Source organism: Synechococcus sp. WH 7805, from assembly GCF_000153285.1.
In the GTDB taxonomy this organism is placed as follows: domain Bacteria; phylum Cyanobacteriota; class Cyanobacteriia; order PCC-6307; family Cyanobiaceae; genus Synechococcus_C.
On the sequence record NZ_CH724168.1, the window covers coordinates 2,604,647 to 2,621,166 of the forward strand.

A 16,520-nucleotide genomic window follows, 5' to 3' on the forward strand; every position below is an offset into this window, starting at 1 on the left:
GCACAGGTCGGTGATCAGCGGTTCCTCCCTTCAACCGGAAACTCTGCAGGCCATGTACGGCGAACAGGCCAAGCTGTGCATGTCTCCCAACGAGCAGCTGACTCTGGTGTTCAGTCAGCACCGGGCGTTCGATCTGGTGGAGCTGGAGCAGCTTCTGGAAGCGGTGGGTTGGAGCCGACGGCCAGTGCGCAGAGTTCGCAAGGCCCTTGATCACAGCCTTCTGCGGGTTGGTCTGTGGCGTCATGACGCGCGGATTCCTCGCTTGGTTGGATTTGCGCGCTGCACTGGGGATGGAGTGCTTGAGGCCACCATCTGGGATGTGGCTGTGCATCCCCTCTACCAGGGGGCAGGCCTCGGCAAGCAGCTCATGGATTACATCCTCGATTGCTTGCGCACGATGGGCACAGAGCGCGCCACTCTTTTCGCTGATCCTGGGGTGTTGCCGTTCTACCAGCGGTTGGGATGGGATCTGGAGCCTGCCGGTCATCGTTGCGGCTTCTGGTACGCCAGCTAGGAGGTGTAGTAGTCGCGGGCCAGCGTTTCCAGGGAAACACCTTGTTTCCATCTCCGCTTGAGCCTGAAATTTTGCAAGCAGCGCTGGAGCACACCGCAACGCTCCCAGCGACGTCCGTCCGTGGTCAAAGGGATATGCAGTGGGCGCAACATGGCGATCCTGCTCAGTCGTTCCACCAGGTCGAGGTCTTCCATCAACGGGACTTCGGCGAATCCCCCAGAGCGTTCGTAGAGAGTCTGATGCAGGAGAAGTCCCTGGTCCCCGTAAGGCCTTTGCAGCCATCGGCTGCGAAGGGCGACAGCTTTCCCCAGGATGTGCCTCATCGGGGTTTCAGGATCGATGTGGAGATCGAAATACCAGGCGGATGCCGCTGCCTGCGGTGAGAGAAGAACCGTGCGGATGTGTTCGGCCCAGGTCTTCGGCAGCCGACTGTCAGCGTGAAGAAACAGCAACCACGACCCGGATGCATGACGGGCGCCTTTGGCAAGCTGGCGGCCTCGACCAGCCGGTTCCACAGTGATGACCTGGGCTCCGCTGAGCCGAGCGATCGCAGGGCTGCCATCGATGCTGCCCCCGTCCGCGATCACCAGTTCGAGATCGCCACGTCCCTGATGGAGATCGGCCAATAACAACGGCAGCCTGTCGCGCTCATTCAGGCAAGGAATCACCACACTCAGGAATGGGATCGCCTGGTTCATGCCAGCCAACCACTCAGGTCGCCGATCGTATCGATGTCATTGCGCCAGCTCAGGAACTCCGGGGTCCGGCCCAGACGCCGGGCTCTCTCGACGGTGAGCCTGCAGACCGCATCCGTTCCCCACGGAATGGAATGAAAGGGCCAGTGAGGGTCTTCCTCCGCAGCCAGGCCGATGAGCCAGTACCCCCCATCAGGCGATGGACCGATCACCAACGGTGAATGGTTCAGTCTGTCGATCGCTGTGAGTAGATCCTGCTGATGAAGATCGGGCAGATCCGTGCCGATCAGGATCACCGAAGTGGGGGGGCGGTGGGCCCGGGCTCTGAGCACTTCATGACAGAGACGGGTCCCCAGGCCACCGCGACTCTGGGCGTTCACCGACACACCCTGCTGAGGGGAAAGCCAGCGCCGACAGGCTTTGGGACCAGCTCCACTCACAGCGATCCTTACGTCCAGAACCCTGTTTTGCGCGAGGCTTTCCGCCACGGCCAGCGTGTGACTGATCAAACGGGCCTGAATGCCCGCAGCTGAAGCCTTCCCAAGGCTTTGGGCTAGGCGTTGTTTGCAGCGCCCGCTGGCAGGCCAGCGGGTCATCACGATCAGGACAGGCAGAGCTCCGGATTCACCCTGATGGCTCATTGTTGTCTGGGTAGTTCCTCGGGTGTCACGGTGAGGTCGAGGCGTTGCCCATCTCGCTCCACCACGATCGGCATCGCTTCACCCACGCGACCACGGTCAACGGCCAACTGGACCTGGGAAGGATCCTGAACCTCTGTGCTGTTGACATTCCGAATCAGGTCACACGGCTTGATTCCAGCTTTTGCTGCAGGGCTGTTTTGCACAACTTCGATCACAAGCACGCCGTTGAGCTCAGGGACCTTGCAAAGGTCGATCGTGGCATTGATCTCTTTAGCCAGCTGAGGCGTGAGGCTCTGCAGCCTCACGCCGATGAACGGATGAGAGGCCTGTCCGGTACTGACGATCTGCTGGGCGATCCTTTTGGCCAGATTGATGGGGATCGCGAAGCTCAGGCCAGCCCCCGGTGCCTGCCGGATAGCCGTGTTGATGCCGATCACCTGGCCTGAGGCATTGATCAGCGGACCACCACTATTGCCAGGGTTCACCGCTGCATCCGTTTGGATGTAGGGGACTCGCTGTCCTTCACCAACAGCATTGGTCCGGTCAACGGCACTGATGATGCCTGCTGTCACCGTGTTGTTGAGTCCAAGGGGGTTGCCGATCGCAATGGCCCATTCCCCGGGTTTGAGGTCATTGGAATTCCCTAACGGCGCTACCGGCAGTTTGTCGGCCACGACGCGGACGACGGCCACATCCGTCAACGGGTCTCCCCCGAGAACACGACCACTGAAACTGCGTCCATCGGGCAAGGTGACCGACACCTGATCAGCGCCTTCAACCACGTGGGCGTTGGTGAAGATCAATCCGTCTGATCGGGTAATGAAGCCGGAGCCCTGGCCAGCCTGCCTCTGGATGGGGGCTCGGCCGCCGAATAAATTTCCGAGTGGACTGGCCACCCGTTTCAGGGTGTCGATGCGAACCACCGCAGGGCCCACCCGGTCCACCGCCTCAACGATCACGTTCTCTCCCGGCTTGAGCGGTGCTGACCGGGGGCCGTCACTGACCTCTGGCATCGGCTCTGCAACAGGCTTCGTCTCAAGGCCAATGCGCTGCCGCCACGAGCCATCGCAGCTGCTGAGACCGGTGCTCAGGAGGCCGAGGGTCAGCGTGGCGAGGATTGGCTGCCTGGAGCGCTTAATGGCGGGAGCCATGAAGAGAGAGTGTTGTTGTCAGTGCCTCATTAAAGACCGATTGATCGACGGAGAGTGCGTAGATTCAATTCCGCGAGGCAGGAGAGGTGTGGATCTGACGGGAAGTGAACTTTGGAGCAAGGTTCAGCAGACCCTTCAGAGCAACCTCAGCAAGCCCACGTTCGAGACCTGGATCCGGCCAGCCCAATGCAGCGCTTTCACGGATGGAACGCTCACTCTGCTGGCGCCCAACAGCTTCGCGAGTAACTGGCTGCGCAAGAACTACGCCGGCACGATTGCCGATGTCGCTGGTGAGATCGTTGGTCGTCCCGTCCTTGTGATGGTTGAGGCCCGGGACGTTGAGCCCCGTGGTGGCAGCCCAAACAGCCAAACGACCGCAGTGACTGCCGAGTCAGCCCCGTCGCCTCCCACGGTCGAGGCGCTGCCGAAGGCTTCGAAGGCACCACGCCGTCTCCCCGGCTTGAACATGCGCTACGTGTTCAACCGCTTCGTGGTGGGTCCGAACAGCCGGATGGCCCATGCCGCGGCTCTGGCAGTGGCCGAAGCACCGGGACGGGAATTCAATCCGCTGTTCATCTGCGGCGGTGTCGGGCTCGGCAAAACGCATCTGATGCAGGCCATCGGCCACTATCGGCTCGAAATCGATCCCGAGGCGCGGGTCTTTTATGTTTCCACTGAAAGTTTCACGAATGATCTAATCCTGGCGATCCGCAGAGACGGAATGCAGGCGTTCCGTGACAGATATCGGGCTGCTGATTTGATCTTGGTGGATGACATCCAGTTCATCGAGGGCAAGGAATACACCCAAGAAGAGTTCTTCCACACCTTCAACGCGCTCCATGAAGCAGGCCGTCAGATCGTGATTGCCAGCGATCGGCCTCCCAGTCAAATCCCCAGGCTTCAGGAGCGTTTGATCTCCCGATTTTCCATGGGGTTGATTGCCGACATCCAGGCACCGGATCTGGAAACACGGATGGCCATCCTTCAGAAGAAAGCGGAACAGGAGCGGGTGGCCCTGCCCAGGGATCTCATTCAGTACATCTCCGGACGTTTCACGTCCAATATTCGGGAGCTGGAAGGTGCACTGACGAGGGCTGTCGCTTTCGCCTCCATCACTGGGTTGCCAATGACGGTGGAATCGGTTGCTCCCATGCTTGATCCCAGTGGCCAAGGCGTGGAGGTCACCCCGCAACAGGTCATCGACAAGGTGTCCGAGGTGTTCGGAGTGAGCTGCGATGACATGCGCAGCAGCAGCCGTCGACGAGCTGTCAGTCAGGCCCGGCAGGTTGGCATGTTTCTGATGCGACAAGGGACAGGTCTCAGCCTTCCGCGCATCGGCGACACCTTCGGGGGGAAAGATCACACAACGGTGATGTATGCCATCGAACAGGTCGAGAAGAAATTGTCGAGCGACCCGCAATTGGCCAGTCAGGTGCAGAAGGTGAAGGATCTTCTTCAGATTGACTCCCGCCGGAAGCGTTAATCAGCGCCTCCTCTCCAGCCTGCAAGATGTCGAGCGGCGGCTGACCGGGCCAAACATCGCGCCGCCGGTAATGCGGGCTCCAAACGCGCGGAGCTGAATGGAGGCAGAGGCCTGGTTCGCAACCAGCTTCCCCAACGGAACTCGTGGTAAGGAATCAGGGGTTGTGGTTTGATCAATCCTTCTTTTTTCAGTTTCCATACCAGGCTTCTGTAGGGATCGTCCTGCAGGCCGAGGAGGGTGTGGGGAAGTTCCGTCGCAGGCTTCGGGCCATTACCCCGACCGTCAAACAGGTAAAGCCAGCCGCGCTTCTGGAGAGCCTCGAGTGCCGATTCCCTCGATTCGCTCTCAAGCTCGGCAATTACATAGCCGAAGGACGTAACGCTCCGGTCAAGTTCGAGAAGCGCACGAAGTCTGTGGTGACGATCCACCATCCAAAGCTGCCCTCGGCGGTTGCGGACCAGTGGAACAGGTTTTCCGCGGAGATAACGCAGTCTGTCTTTGGGGCTCTGGTCGTGGAAATCTTGCTGCCGGCTCCATACCTCTGTGAGGCCCACGCACATCTGCGTGGGCTGTAGATCATTGACCTTGACCTCAAAAAGAGGGTGGTTTTTGTCGTGATCAGGGATGGAGTCGTATCGAGGAAGTTGCAGGAAATCCCTCACCATTGCCAGGAAATCTTATGAGGAGAGTTGGCTCAATAGGGAGTGTGAATATCCATCTGTATTACCCCGACAACTTGTGGGATGGGACTCGGTCCAAAAGGAATCGCTGCCAGTGTGAAGGTGTAGAGGTCTGCAGGTGGATTGGTTCCAGCTTTGAAGGCGACTGTCACCGTGTTCCCTGGTTCGACAGGTTCTTTGAATTGAACGTTGACGGTGCGGGACTCGATGCTGAACTCGGCGGCCGTGGGAATGTTTCGGCCTTCTTTGCGCGGAGTTCCGAGGAATGCTCTAACTGGGACAGCCCCGTACTGGAAAGCAGGCTGTACGCCTCGGATTTGTTCGAGGCTGATTCCTCCAAGTCCCGCTTCGGCACCTTGAGGAAAGTCGAGAACAACGTAGTAAGTGGCGCGCCCTTCAAAGGCGTACCACTGGTAATTCACAAGACGAGCTTTGGTTGGTACCGCGACAAAACTGGTCTGACCGTTGATTTCTAGGGCTCTTGCTGGGATGGCGACAAGCATCAGCGCCGCCGTCAGAGCGGAGTAGATCAGACTCATCAATGATCAGAGTTCTGGTCTTCGAAGGTAGGGGGCGAAGAGCACCTCAGACGGCTTGGAACTGCCTTGCCAATCCCCAAGTTCTCGCATCAAGGCAAGACAATCATCGCGCTTGCCTTCTTGAGCGAGCTCTTTCAGCCTCTGGTTCATATCATCTTTGGTGATGATCATGACCAGCTCCCTGCGCTGATCGGCTTGGAGAGCAAAGCTGTCGGGGGGGTGGACTCTGCGAAAACGCTTAGAGCTCATGGTGTCTTGAGCAAATATCAAACAACCCTGGCTTGGGTCTTACTCGGACCATAATCAAGCCTTTACGTCCATGCCGTGTTCCGGCGCACATCGGCTTAGCAGGATCAGGGACAGGAGCAGTTGCAGCTTTTGATCAGAATGGACCTGATCGAGGTGTTCCGGTGGACCAGAATTTTGATCTCGTGGTGATCGGCGCCGGCTCAGGCGGTCTCGCCGCTGCCAAGCGAGCCTCGGCCTATGGCGCACGTGTCGCTCTCGTTGAAGGCGACAAGGTCGGCGGGACCTGCGTCATCCGTGGGTGTGTTCCGAAGAAACTGCTTGTGTACGGCTCTCAGGTATCAGAGCACTTGGCTGATGCACCGAGCTACGGCGTTGATGTTCCGCCGGCGACGATCAACACCCATGTGCTTCTGAAGGCGGTGCGGGCCGAAGTGGACCGATTGAATGCTCTGCATGTGAACCTCCTCGAGAAAGCGGGAGTCACCCTGATCCAAGGCTGGGGTCGTTTTGAAGATGACCACCGCATTGCTGTTTCCTCCAAACCCGGAGGCGAAGCTTTGAAGGTTTTGAATGCCGGCCGCATTCTTATCGCCGTGGGAGGGCGTCCCAGGCGCCCTGCGATTCCAGGTGCAGAGCTGGGTTGGGTGAGTGACGACATGTTTCTCCTCGACAGGTTCCCAGACCACGTGGTGGTGGTAGGAGCCGGTTTCATCGCCTGCGAGTTCGCTTGCATCCTCCGTGGACTTGGCATCGCCGTTACCCAGCTTGTAAGGAGCGACGGCCTGTTGCGTGGTTTCGACCGGGAACTCGCCGCTGCGGTTCAGGAAGGAATGATCGAGAAGGGGGTGGATCTGCGTTTATCCACCAGTCCTGCGGCCATCGAAGGCGCGCCCGGTGATCTTGTTCTCATCACGGATCAAGGAGATCGGATCCCTGCCGGAGGCGTGCTTCTGGCGACCGGGCGTCAGCCTTTTCTGCAGGGCTTGAACCTGGAAGCAGCTGGTCTCCGCAGTGACGGCAGGAAGCTGGCGGTGGATGCTGACCAGCGCACCAGCACTTCTCATATCTTCGCTGTGGGCGACGTGACCGATCGCATCTGCCTCACCCCGGTGGCGGTGGATGAGGGCAGAGCCTTTGCTGATACTGAGTTTGGTGGCCGACCTCGCCAGGTGAATCATGACCTTGTGGCGAGCGCGGTGTTTAGTCAGCCTGAGCTGGCCACCGTCGGTCTTTCCGAAGAAGCCGCCATCAGTCGATTGGGTGCTGACGCTGTTGTGATCCAGAGGGCGCGGTTCCGATCCATGGCGCAGGCACTTCCCAAGCGTGGTCCGCGCACTCTGCTCAAGCTGGTGATTGAGGCCGACACGGACAAGGTGCTGGGCTGTCACATGGTGGGAGATCATGCCGCTGAAATCATTCAGATGGCGGCGATTGCTGTGGGGATGGGCGCTACCAAGGCGGACTTTGATCGCACCATGGCTCTCCATCCCACGGTGTCAGAGGAATTTGTCACCATGGCCTAGCGATGGCCTAGAGATCGTCTGGCCAATCGCTGTCAAGGTTCCACGTGACAGCGGGGCTGCGGAAGACGCACTACTTTGCCGAAAGTGTTTTTTGTCAAGCGGTGCTGACTCTTGAGGCCCTGCGTCGTGGAGGGATGTTGATCGTTCCTTTGATGCTGGTCTCCGTTGCTGTTGCATCGATCGGAGTGGAGCGGTTGCGTTTCTGGTGGCAATGGAGCCACGGCGATCTTCTCAGTCCCGAGCTTTCGTTGCCTGAACTGGATCAACTCAATCCATCGGAAGCATCACTGCGTCAGCATTTGCTTCTGGCGCGTCTTGAGCGAAAGCTCTGTCGCTGGGATGGTGCGCTGGAACTCTGCATGGTTCTTGGGCCGCTGCTGGGGCTGCTGGCCACAGTGATCGGCTTGATGCAGTTGCTTCAAGCGCTTGGACCAGGACTCACGCTTCCTTCCCAAGGAAACGAACTGGTCGCTGGGTATGGCCAGGTGCTCATCGGCACGGTTCTCGGCCTTTTGATTGCGGTTCTGGCCCTTTTGGTGCAACGCCTGAATCGTCTTCGTGCCCAGGTGGTTCTCAATGCTGTCTCCGATCGTTGCTTGGAACGTCGTTCTGGCCTGATCTGATGCCTCTCGTGCTCTCGTTCAGTGTGATTGTTCTGTCGCTGATGACGTTCCTGGCATCCTTTCCGTTTTTGGTGCAACAGACTCCTTCGTTGGAATCGCGGCAGATGTCTGGAGCTTCGTCACGGACGCGTTGGCTCGTGGTCCGATCTCTCGGTGGTAGTTGGTATCTCAATGGACAACCCATGTCAGCTGCGGTGCTCAGCCGGCAGCTCGATCTGAGTGAGGACACGCCAGATGAACTGGTGCTGCTTCCCTCAAGCGCCCGACCGGTATCGGCTGTCGTGTCTGACCTTGCCTGGCTTAGACGCCAGTCATCGATCCCCGTCAGTTTGCAGGGTGTGCCAGAGGTGATGGCTCCATGACATTGCCTCTCGCCCAGCGTCGTGCGCTTGGCTGCTCAGTGGTCTCCCTTTGCATCGCTCTCGCCGCGACAGCACTGTTGCTGCTCCCCCAGTGGCAGCAACAACAGGCGGCCAGTGACGGCGTGATCGTGATCCATCTTGAGGCCGATGGCGGACTGCGTCTCTGGAATCAACCGATTGAGCCATTGATGCTGCCTGCTTTGATCGCTCGTCTGAATCGTCTTGATCCGGGTACTCGCATCCGTTTGTCTCTGGCGCCCCAGGTGTCTTGGGGTGTGGTGCAAGACCTGATTCCTTTCTTCAATTCCAGCTCCCTCGATGTGGATCTTCAACTCCCTGCGCCGACGCGTTCCTGACGGTCTCGCCATGGTTGCGTTGCCGGTGGGCGTCGCCGTTGCTGGCCATGCCGTTGTGATTGGTACCAGCACGGTGCTGGCGCCGCGAACGACGGTGGAATCCGGGCCCCCGCAAGTGATCGACAACTCCCGGGAACTGGTGCGTCTGAGCAGGCGAGTGGCCCAGACTCAACCTGTGGCCTCGGTTGGCCTGCGCTTGAGTGAAACGTTGCCCCCGCCACCTGCACCGGATCTCCTGGATGCTCCATCTGGGGAAAAGCAGGTTCAAAACTGCGATCCAAGGACGAAAGCTGATCAGGAAGACCGTACGAATCCGTCTGTTGCGACGGGGGCGTTGGCTTCTCAAAGCACGATGGCGTTTTTGCCGCCTCTGGAGGTTCAACAGGTCAGCTCCCTCTGGGAAGAGGGTGATCCCGTCGAGAGCTGGCCCGATGAGTTCGGTGCGTTTCCTGAAGATTCACAGGTGCGAGAGGTGCCGCTGGATTCCTTCCGTCCTCGAACCACGTTGCAGCTGAACGCTCTTGTGATCACATCACCAGACGCCGAGTTTCTACTTCGCGCCAGGGATGAGGCCGTGTGGATCGCTCGTCGATCCTTGGATTGAGTAGTAATTCTTGCTTGAGAAGAGGGTTAAGGGCCATAAGAATAGAAGTTAAGGAATAGTTAATGATTGATGCCGTTGTTTGTTCTGGTGTTTCTCGCCTCTCTCGCAGGCGTCAGCACTGTGACCGGTGGGGAAGGTTGTGAGGCCAAGGCGCATTACCTGGGTAGCTTTGATCCTGATCATCAGCAGGTGAGCCTCTGTGCAGAGCATGCGATGCAGGGGCAGCGATCCCTGGGCGAAGTGGCCCGCCACGAGTTTTTTCACGCCATCCAGCACCGCTTCGGCTTTGGAGGAAAGGGATTCCTCCCTGATGCTTTGCTGACGCCATTGGTGCGCCACGGCATGGATGATCGGGAGGTGATGGCCGTGCTCAGTTTTTATCCGGAAGAGGAAGTGAATGGGGAGCTGGAAGCTCGCTTGGCTTCCAGAATTATTCCCAACTCGCTGATTGCAGGTGGCCTAATTAGTGGCGCGCTGATTGACAACAACACGCGCGGGCCTATTGGCAAGATTCGGGCGTTTTTCCTGCCCCGCTAGGCATCGAATCGTTGCTTGAGGGCACCGGCCATGCGAAGAGCTAAGGCGATGGTGGTGAGTCCAGGGCCGACGCTTGGGCAGCTGGGAAACACGCTGGAATCGGCAATGTAGAGATTGTCAAGTTCGTGGCAACGGCCATCACCATCGACCACTGACGCAGCTGGATCTTCACCCATGCGGCAAGTGCCGCAGGCATAGCCCACCACGCTCAATGGAGCTTCTCCACGAGGGTGCGTCGGTGCTTTGGTCACCACCTTGGTGATGGGATCCGATTCAACGGCCTTCAAGGTGTCGATCCATCGATAAACGAGGCGATCGTGGGCTTCGCGATTGTTATGCAGATAATTAATGCGGATCTGATCGTTGTTCAGCCACACTTTGTTGTGGGGGTCGGGAAGCACTTCCGTCATGGCCCACCAGGCCACTGACCGGGATGCCAGGCGTTCCAAGCCGAAATCAGGGATCAATTTGCTGACGAGAGACAGCACCGGTGGTGATTCGGCGAACAGGGCATCCTGCAAAACACCACCAGCCGTCTGGATGTGACCCAGTGGAAAGCTCACATTCTTGTCTCCCCAGTAGTAGTCGTTCACGCCAAGCGATCGGGCATAGCGACCATTGTTCGGTTCAGCTGCCAGCTGGAGAATCGAGGTGAGCTGAAGATTCATCAGATTGCGGCCCACCTGATCAGACCCGTTGTTGAGACCTCGGGGATGCTTTTCACTGCTGGAGCGCAGCAGGATTGCCGCTGTATTGATCGCCCCAGCGGCAAGCACAACAACATCAGCTGAGAACAACCAGGTTTCACCGGCTACATCGGCTTCAACAGCCTTCACTTCGCGGCCGCTTGGATTCACGTGGAGTCGTAACACCCGGGCCATCGATCGCACCTCCAGTTTCTCTGGGTCGGCGTTGTCTAGGCCGTACAGCTGGGAGTCTCCGCTGGGGTCTTCCTGACTGCTCGACCAGCTCAAGGGCAAGTCATAGGGTTGACAACCTTGGCGCTTGAGACTTTCACGCAAGGGCTCAAGGAAAGGCATCAACGGTTTGGGTGCGTAGCTGAAGTCGTCGCTGCGGGTCGGTTCCGTTGGATCCACGCCCGATTTGCCGTGCACTTGATACAGGCTTTCGGCCTCGTCGTAAAAAGGAGCCAGGTGCTCGTAATTGAAGGGCCAGCGAGGGGAGATGCCGTCCTGAAGTGGGAGGTCTTCGAAGTCCTTCTCGCGCATGCGCTCGAGAACGGCTCCCCAGATTTTGGTGTTGCCGCCTAGGGCGTAGGTGGTCTGTGGGGCGATCGGGTCGCCATCCGGTCCGAACCAGCGCTCGTTGCGTGGGTGATAACGGTCTTTGCGAAAGAGATCAACATCGGCCACGTTCTGATCACTCAGGGCCATGGCCTCTCCGCGTTCAAGCAGAAGCACACAGCGACCTTGCCTGCTTAGAGCTCCCGCCAGGGTTCCTCCGCCGGCGCCACTGCCGATGACAATGATGTCGTAATGGCGATCGTCGATGATCATGGGATTACTGCCAAACGTAGATAAGAAGGAAAAGAATGATCCAGATCACATCGACGAAGTGCCAGAACAGGCTCACTGAAGCGACGCCCATTTCGCCTTTGTCGTAATTACCAGGACGGAACGACCGGGCCAGCATCAAACCCATCAGCAGGATGCCGGTGATCACATGAAGGCCATGAAATCCGGTGAGCAGATAGAACATTCCTCCGAACACACCGCTGCTGAGGCTGAAGGTGAGTTCGGACCATTCGAGGTACTGCCCGTAAACGAAGTAGGAGCCCATCGCCATGGTGAGGAGCCAAACCGCACGGAAGCCCCAGAGGTTGCGGTGATGGAGGTAACGCTCAGCGAAGTAAGCCACGAAGCTTGAACTCACCAACACCACCGTGTTGATCAGAGGCATGCGCACCTCTAGTCCCTCAACGCCATCGGGGAGCCATTGGGGTGCCGTGAGCTTGAGCAACGCATACCCGGCGAAGAAAGCCAGAAAGATCACACTCTCGGAACAGAGGAAGATCACGAAACCAGTCATGTTGTGACCGTCGTGCTTCACATGGCCAGGGGTGTGATGGAGCTGCAAATCGGGATTGACGCTGGTCATCGATCAGGCCTCCAGGGAGCGGCGAACGTAGAACTCCTCGTCCTCGACGAGGGGATGGCCCAGGCCATAGCCGTAGGGCTCACTGATCACTGTGGGGATGTCGTCTTCGAAGTTCTCAGCAGGTGGCGGGGAGGGCAAAAGCCATTCCAAACCAATGGCTCGCCAGGGATTGGGGGGAGCCTTCGGCCCCCGGGCCCAGGAACTCACCATGTTGAGGATGAAGGGGATCGAGGCGACGCCGAGCATGAAGGCACCAATGCTGGCGATGACATTCCAGATTGCGAATTCGGGGTCATAGGAGGCCACACGGCGGGGCATGCCGAGCAGACCGGCCCAATGCAACGGCAGCCAGTTGAGTGTGGCGCCGATGAAGGTGAGAGCGAAGTGCACCTTGCCCAGACCTTCGTAATACATGCGGCCAGTGAATTTCGGAAACCAGTGATAGATCCCTGCGAAAACTCCGAAGCCGATCGTGTTGAAGATCACGTAGTGGAAGTGGGCCACCACGAAGTAGGTGTTGCCAACGTGCACATCGATTGGAACGGTGGCCAACATCACTCCAGTGATTCCGGCGAAGATGAAGTTGAACAGCCCACCGAGACAGAACAACATCGGAGTGTTCAGTCTCAGATTGCCTTTCCAGAGAGTTCCAAGCCAGGCGAATACTTTGACGCCGGTGGGCACAGCGATCAGCATTGTGGTGGCCATGAATAAATTGCGCATCCACATCGGTGTGCCGGAATAAAACATGTGGTGCACCCACACAATCAGGCTGAGGAAGGTGATGCCGAAGGAGGCGATGGCCACGAACCGATAGCCGAAGAGAGGCTTGCGGGCATAGACAGGAAACAGCTCAGAGAAGATGCCAAACACCGGCAGCACCAGCACGTAAACAGCCGGGTGCGAATAGAACCAGAAGAAGTGCTGGAACAGCACCGGATCGCCTCCGCCCTCCGGTCGGAAGAACGTGGTGCCGAAGCTGAGATCAAACAACAGCATCACAGCTCCTCCGGTCAGTGCCGGCAGGCCCACCAGTTGAATCGTCTGGGCGGCCCAGGCTGTCCAAACGAAGATCGGCATTTTGAAGAAGCCCATGCCGGGGGCCCGCATGCGGATGATCGTCGTCACGAAGTTGACGGCGCCCATGATTGAGGAAATGCCCGACAGAGCCACCGCCAGGATCCAGAGAAACTGTCCGTTGATGAAGTGCCCCAGAGGGTTTTGAATGCTCATCGGTGGGTAGGACCACCAACCTGATGAGGCTGGTCCTCCAGGGGCGAAGAAGCTGCCCATCAGCACCACGGCGAAGACCGGCACCAGCCAAAAGGCGGCAGCGTTCAGTTTTGGAAACGCCATGTCGGGTGCCCCGATCATCGTGGGAATCAACAGGTTGTTGAAGCCGTTGAGGATCGGGAAGAGAAACAGGAACAGCATCACTGTTCCATGCATGGTGTAGAGGCCGTTGTAGACGCTGGGATCCACCAGATCAGCCGGAGGTGTGATCAGCTCACCACGTACGATCATCGCCAGTAAGCCTCCTACCAGTAGGAAGAACAACGCGGTGGCGATGTACTGAATCCCGATCACCTTGGCATCGGTGTTGAAGCTGAAAAAGCGCTTCCAGTTGTCCGGTGCACCGGGTACGGGATGGGGCGCCTTGAGGATGCGGGGGTCGTAGTTGGTGGTGCTCATGGCTCAGGCGTCGTGGGGGATTGAGGGATCGCCAGGGTCATTCACTAACGGAGGTGGTGCCGGTGGCACCGTGCCCCAGCCCTTGTTCCCGCGGGCGATGCGGCGGTCGTAAAGCGTGCGGCCTGGGTCGAGGCCGGGTTGGAGAGCTTGCTGCGCCGAACGCTTCAGCCAATCGGAGTACGCCTCCTCTGATTCGACGATCACGTTGGATTGATTCACCGACATGTAGGCGCCACTGAACATGGCGTCGCGCAGTCGGAAGCGCCCCTGCCTGGTTGGCGTGAGGCTGTAGGAGATCAGGCTGCCAGGAACGATGTCTTGCTTCAATCGGAAGGCCGGTACATAAAAGCTGTGAATGACGTCCTCAGATTGCAGCTGCAGGTTGACGCGCTGATCGATGGGGAGGTGCAGTTCTGAACTGCGAACGCCGTTGGGATAGATGAATTCCCAGCTCCATTGGCGAGCGATCACTTGAATCGGTCCCACCTGAGCGATGGGATCGGCCGTAATCAGCTCACGGGTATCGGTCCCGAGGGAGTACTTCTGCTTGGGCCCCAAGGTGTTAAGGGTGTCATTCACCTTCATGGAATAGAAGGCGATGGTGAACACCAGAAGCAGGGGAATCACGGTCCAGGTGATCTCAAGTTTGGTATTGCCTTCAATCGGCGCACCGTCGCTTTCGTCATATTTGCCGGCCCGATTGAACAGCAGGACCCAGCCCATCACGCCTGTGCAGCCGAAGAAGATGAAGGAGCCGATCCCCGTTTCAAGCGCGAACAGATCGTCGACGTAAGGCGCTGCCGTCGAGGCTTGCGGCGGGAACCAGCTGTAGGACCAAGTGGCCATCAGCTTGGCGATCACCAGATTGAGCACAACCGCGACAACGATGATCACGATCGCGCCAATGTTGGGGCTTTTCTTCGGTGAAGTGGTCGTCATGGCAGCACCTCATTCAGATCAGCGCCGGCGGCCAAAAGCTGATCCGCGGTGATATGCACTCCGAAGTCGCTGGCGAGCCAGGCGCCGAGGCTTCCGTGTAGGCCCATCACCATCAGCATCGAGGCTCCACAGAGCAAATACAGCCATGTCACCTGACGGCCGAGATCCTTGCGCCAGACAAAGCGTTGATAGCCGCGCCAGACAGTCATGGCGACGATCACCATCAGGATGGCAACACCACCGATGGCATGCCAGAGCATGGTGTCGATGGCGGTCTGGCCGAGAATGCTGCGGACGCCTGGCAGGGGCACCGCCAACAGCATTTCGTAAAAGCCGGCAGCCACGGTGAAGAAGCTGATCCCGCTGCAGGCCACCAGGTTGTACCAGCCCACATCATGGAATCCACTGCGGGTCACTGGCAGGGCGAGAAAGCGGAAGACCCGTTTCTCCAAGGGATAAAACGCGCCAGCGAAGTCGAAGGCGATCCCGATCGAGAACAGCCCGATGGTGAGATGCACCAAGTTGGGGTGAAGGGGAATCGCGTAGGGAAGATCGTTAGCGCCAAGGGAGTCGGCGATGTCGTTGATCGGCGACGCAATCGCGGAAAGAAGAGTCATGACACCACCCCATTGCGGATTGCTTCCACCACAGGCACAGTGTGGAGCCCGTAAACCCACACGAGTTTGTCTCCGAGATAAACCTGGGTGAAGACCAGACCGGCCAATACGAAGTCAATCGCTAGAAAGCCTTTCGGCAACGCAGTCGCATCTTTTTGGCGAGCTACATAGCGCCATCCGGTGAGCAACGACAGGACTCCAGCCAGGGACCAACCGAGCGTGCTGTGGTAATTAAGAATGTCGCGCGAGGCTCCGTAAGGATTGGCGAGCCCAGCCTCAATTTGTCCGAAGATAATCGCTACAAAGATTGCAATAGTCGCGACAATCAGATTCCAGAAGCTGACTTCGAACAGGTTTTTCTTTTTTGTGATCACTCCGATGACGTCGAAAACGACTGTAATCAGTGCCATCGAGATCACGAAGTGAACAACGATTGGATGAATGACATCCAGCCAGGGAAGATTTTTGTCGTTGAGTGGTGGTAGCAGCCCGAGCATCGGCAAGCCGATCGACACCCTCCAAGGATGACCACGGTGGATCAGATGGTCAGCACTGGGTGTGGAAATACAACTTCATCCGAGCCATCAAAGGCCGAAATTGAATGCTGTTAGGACTTGGTTCTCCAGAACACCAAGGCCTGAGTCATGATCACAATCATCACGACCGGTAGCACCAGGCAGAGCATCAACAGCCGGAATTCGTCTGACCAACTGGCGAGAGTTGTTCTCGGAAGAACGTTGTCAACGATGTACAAGATGTACAAACCCAGCAACAGTCCACCTTCCAGTCGGCTGATCCGACCGCGCGTCCAGAAGATCGGCAAGCAGGCCAGGCTGGTCAGCAACATCACCGGCAGGTCGTCCTGAATCAGTTCGGGGCTGACGTCCAGGCCGCGGCCAGCGGCAGCCAAGGCTCCACCGCCCAGCACCAGCAGAAGGTTCAGCAGGCAGCTGCCCACCACGTTGCCGATGGCCAGATCAGTGCGGCCGCGCAGGGCGGCCACCAGGGAGGTGATCAATTCCGGCATCGAGGTTCCTGCGGAAACGATCGTCAGACCGATCACCGCCTCACTGACCCCCAGATAGGTGGCAGCTTCAGTGGCGCCGCTGACCAACACACGGGATCCGATGGTGAGGATGCCGATACCTCCGATCAACCGCAGAACCGCAAGGATCCAACCCCCGCTCGCTGCGTTCT

At 58.3% G+C, this 16,520-nt stretch carries 21 protein-coding genes; 8 read left to right on the plus strand and 13 right to left on the minus strand.

The features are described 5' to 3' along the window. Positions 1-10 precede the first annotated feature (10 nt). Positions 11-514 (plus strand): GNAT family N-acetyltransferase, encoded by a 504-nt coding sequence (locus WH7805_RS13350; protein ID WP_038005557.1) that lies wholly within the window; start codon positions 11-13, stop codon positions 512-514. Here WH7805_RS13350 and WH7805_RS13355 read toward each other — a convergent pair. From WH7805_RS13355 to WH7805_RS13365, 3 genes are read right to left on the minus strand one after another with little or no spacing between them, the layout of a single operon-like run. Further along, the gene (locus WH7805_RS13355; protein ID WP_006043671.1) at positions 511-1,212 is read right to left on the minus strand and encodes a TIGR04283 family arsenosugar biosynthesis glycosyltransferase; all 702 of its coding nucleotides are present in this window, start codon (positions 1,210-1,212) and stop codon (positions 511-513) included. The two genes, WH7805_RS13350 and WH7805_RS13355, sit on opposite strands and share 4 nt — an antisense overlap. Further along, complete coding sequence (locus tag WH7805_RS13360; protein WP_006043672.1) at positions 1,209-1,850, minus strand: TIGR04282 family arsenosugar biosynthesis glycosyltransferase; 642 nt, start codon at positions 1,848-1,850, stop codon at positions 1,209-1,211. The genes WH7805_RS13355 and WH7805_RS13360 overlap by 4 nt, the downstream gene beginning before the upstream one ends. Continuing rightward, on the minus strand, positions 1,847-3,001 hold the full coding sequence (locus WH7805_RS13365; RefSeq protein ID WP_006043673.1) for a trypsin-like peptidase domain-containing protein: 1,155 nt from the start codon (positions 2,999-3,001) through the stop codon (positions 1,847-1,849). Before WH7805_RS13365 ends, WH7805_RS13360 begins: the two co-directional genes overlap by 4 nt. Before the next feature lie 88 nt (positions 3,002-3,089). Between WH7805_RS13365 and dnaA the strand changes: the two genes are divergently transcribed. Continuing rightward, entirely contained in the window at positions 3,090-4,484 is a 1,395-nt protein-coding gene (dnaA, locus tag WH7805_RS13370; protein ID WP_006043674.1) for a chromosomal replication initiator protein DnaA, read from the plus strand. Here the strand turns inward: dnaA and WH7805_RS13375 are convergent. The 3 genes from WH7805_RS13375 to WH7805_RS13385 are packed head-to-tail and all read right to left on the minus strand — an operon-like array spanning position 4,481 to position 5,874. Then, entirely contained in the window at positions 4,481-5,149 is a 669-nt protein-coding gene (locus WH7805_RS13375) for a ParB-like protein (RefSeq protein ID WP_006043675.1), read from the minus strand. The genes dnaA and WH7805_RS13375 overlap by 4 nt on opposite strands. A 29-nt stretch (positions 5,150-5,178) precedes the next feature. Further along, complete coding sequence (locus WH7805_RS13380; protein ID WP_006043676.1) at positions 5,179-5,703, minus strand: DUF2808 domain-containing protein; 525 nt, start codon at positions 5,701-5,703, stop codon at positions 5,179-5,181. Positions 5,704-5,709: 6 nt separating this feature from the next. After that, positions 5,710-5,874 carry a hypothetical protein gene (locus WH7805_RS13385; RefSeq protein WP_232199020.1) on the minus strand — a complete coding sequence of 55 codons (165 nt, stop codon included), beginning with the start codon at positions 5,872-5,874 and terminating at the stop codon, positions 5,710-5,712. Between the two features lie 239 nt (positions 5,875-6,113). On the opposite strand from WH7805_RS13385, the gene gorA reads away from it, so the two are divergent. The 6 genes from gorA (at position 6,114) to WH7805_RS13415 (ending at position 9,957) form a co-directional block, all read left to right on the plus strand. After that, positions 6,114-7,475 (plus strand): glutathione-disulfide reductase, encoded by a 1,362-nt coding sequence (gene gorA, locus WH7805_RS13390; protein WP_006043678.1) that lies wholly within the window; start codon positions 6,114-6,116, stop codon positions 7,473-7,475. A gap of 101 nt (positions 7,476-7,576) precedes the next feature. Further along, a complete protein-coding gene (locus WH7805_RS13395; RefSeq protein WP_006043679.1) occupies positions 7,577-8,098 on the plus strand; it encodes a MotA/TolQ/ExbB proton channel family protein in 522 nt (173 codons plus the stop codon). Next, on the plus strand, positions 8,098-8,460 hold the full coding sequence (locus WH7805_RS13400) for a hypothetical protein (protein ID WP_006043680.1): 363 nt from the start codon (positions 8,098-8,100) through the stop codon (positions 8,458-8,460). Before WH7805_RS13395 ends, WH7805_RS13400 begins: the two co-directional genes overlap by 1 nt. Then, complete coding sequence (locus tag WH7805_RS13405) at positions 8,457-8,816, plus strand: hypothetical protein (RefSeq protein WP_006043681.1); 360 nt, start codon at positions 8,457-8,459, stop codon at positions 8,814-8,816. Before WH7805_RS13400 ends, WH7805_RS13405 begins: the two co-directional genes overlap by 4 nt. After that, positions 8,779-9,420 carry a hypothetical protein gene (locus tag WH7805_RS13410; protein ID WP_006043682.1) on the plus strand — a complete coding sequence of 214 codons (642 nt, stop codon included), beginning with the start codon at positions 8,779-8,781 and terminating at the stop codon, positions 9,418-9,420. The genes WH7805_RS13405 and WH7805_RS13410 overlap by 38 nt, the downstream gene beginning before the upstream one ends. Before the next feature lie 69 nt (positions 9,421-9,489). Then, complete coding sequence (locus WH7805_RS13415; protein ID WP_006043683.1) at positions 9,490-9,957, plus strand: hypothetical protein; 468 nt, start codon at positions 9,490-9,492, stop codon at positions 9,955-9,957. Here WH7805_RS13415 and WH7805_RS13420 read toward each other — a convergent pair. From WH7805_RS13420 to WH7805_RS13450, 7 genes are all read right to left on the minus strand, one after another. Next, a complete protein-coding gene (locus WH7805_RS13420) occupies positions 9,954-11,474 on the minus strand; it encodes a GMC oxidoreductase (protein WP_006043684.1) in 1,521 nt (506 codons plus the stop codon). The genes WH7805_RS13415 and WH7805_RS13420 overlap by 4 nt on opposite strands. 4 nt (positions 11,475-11,478) lie before the next feature. Then, positions 11,479-12,075 carry a heme-copper oxidase subunit III gene (locus WH7805_RS13425; RefSeq protein ID WP_006043685.1) on the minus strand — a complete coding sequence of 199 codons (597 nt, stop codon included), beginning with the start codon at positions 12,073-12,075 and terminating at the stop codon, positions 11,479-11,481. A 3-nt stretch (positions 12,076-12,078) separates the two neighbouring features. Then, positions 12,079-13,767, minus strand: coding sequence for a cbb3-type cytochrome c oxidase subunit I (locus WH7805_RS13430; protein ID WP_006043686.1), 1,689 nt, complete (start codon positions 13,765-13,767; stop codon positions 12,079-12,081). 3 nt (positions 13,768-13,770) lie between these two features. Continuing rightward, on the minus strand, positions 13,771-14,706 hold the full coding sequence (locus tag WH7805_RS13435) for a cytochrome c oxidase subunit II (RefSeq protein ID WP_006043687.1): 936 nt from the start codon (positions 14,704-14,706) through the stop codon (positions 13,771-13,773). After that, positions 14,703-15,323: a DUF2231 domain-containing protein gene (locus tag WH7805_RS13440; protein ID WP_006043688.1), complete on the minus strand. Its 621-nt coding sequence runs from the start codon at positions 15,321-15,323 to the stop codon at positions 14,703-14,705. The genes WH7805_RS13435 and WH7805_RS13440 overlap by 4 nt, the downstream gene beginning before the upstream one ends. Continuing rightward, entirely contained in the window at positions 15,320-15,820 is a 501-nt protein-coding gene (locus WH7805_RS13445; protein ID WP_006043689.1) for a DUF2231 domain-containing protein, read from the minus strand. The genes WH7805_RS13440 and WH7805_RS13445 overlap by 4 nt, the downstream gene beginning before the upstream one ends. A gap of 110 nt (positions 15,821-15,930) precedes the next feature. Beyond that, the coding region (locus WH7805_RS13450) for a sodium:calcium antiporter (RefSeq protein ID WP_006043690.1) at positions 15,931-16,520 on the minus strand (590 nt) is incomplete at its 5' end.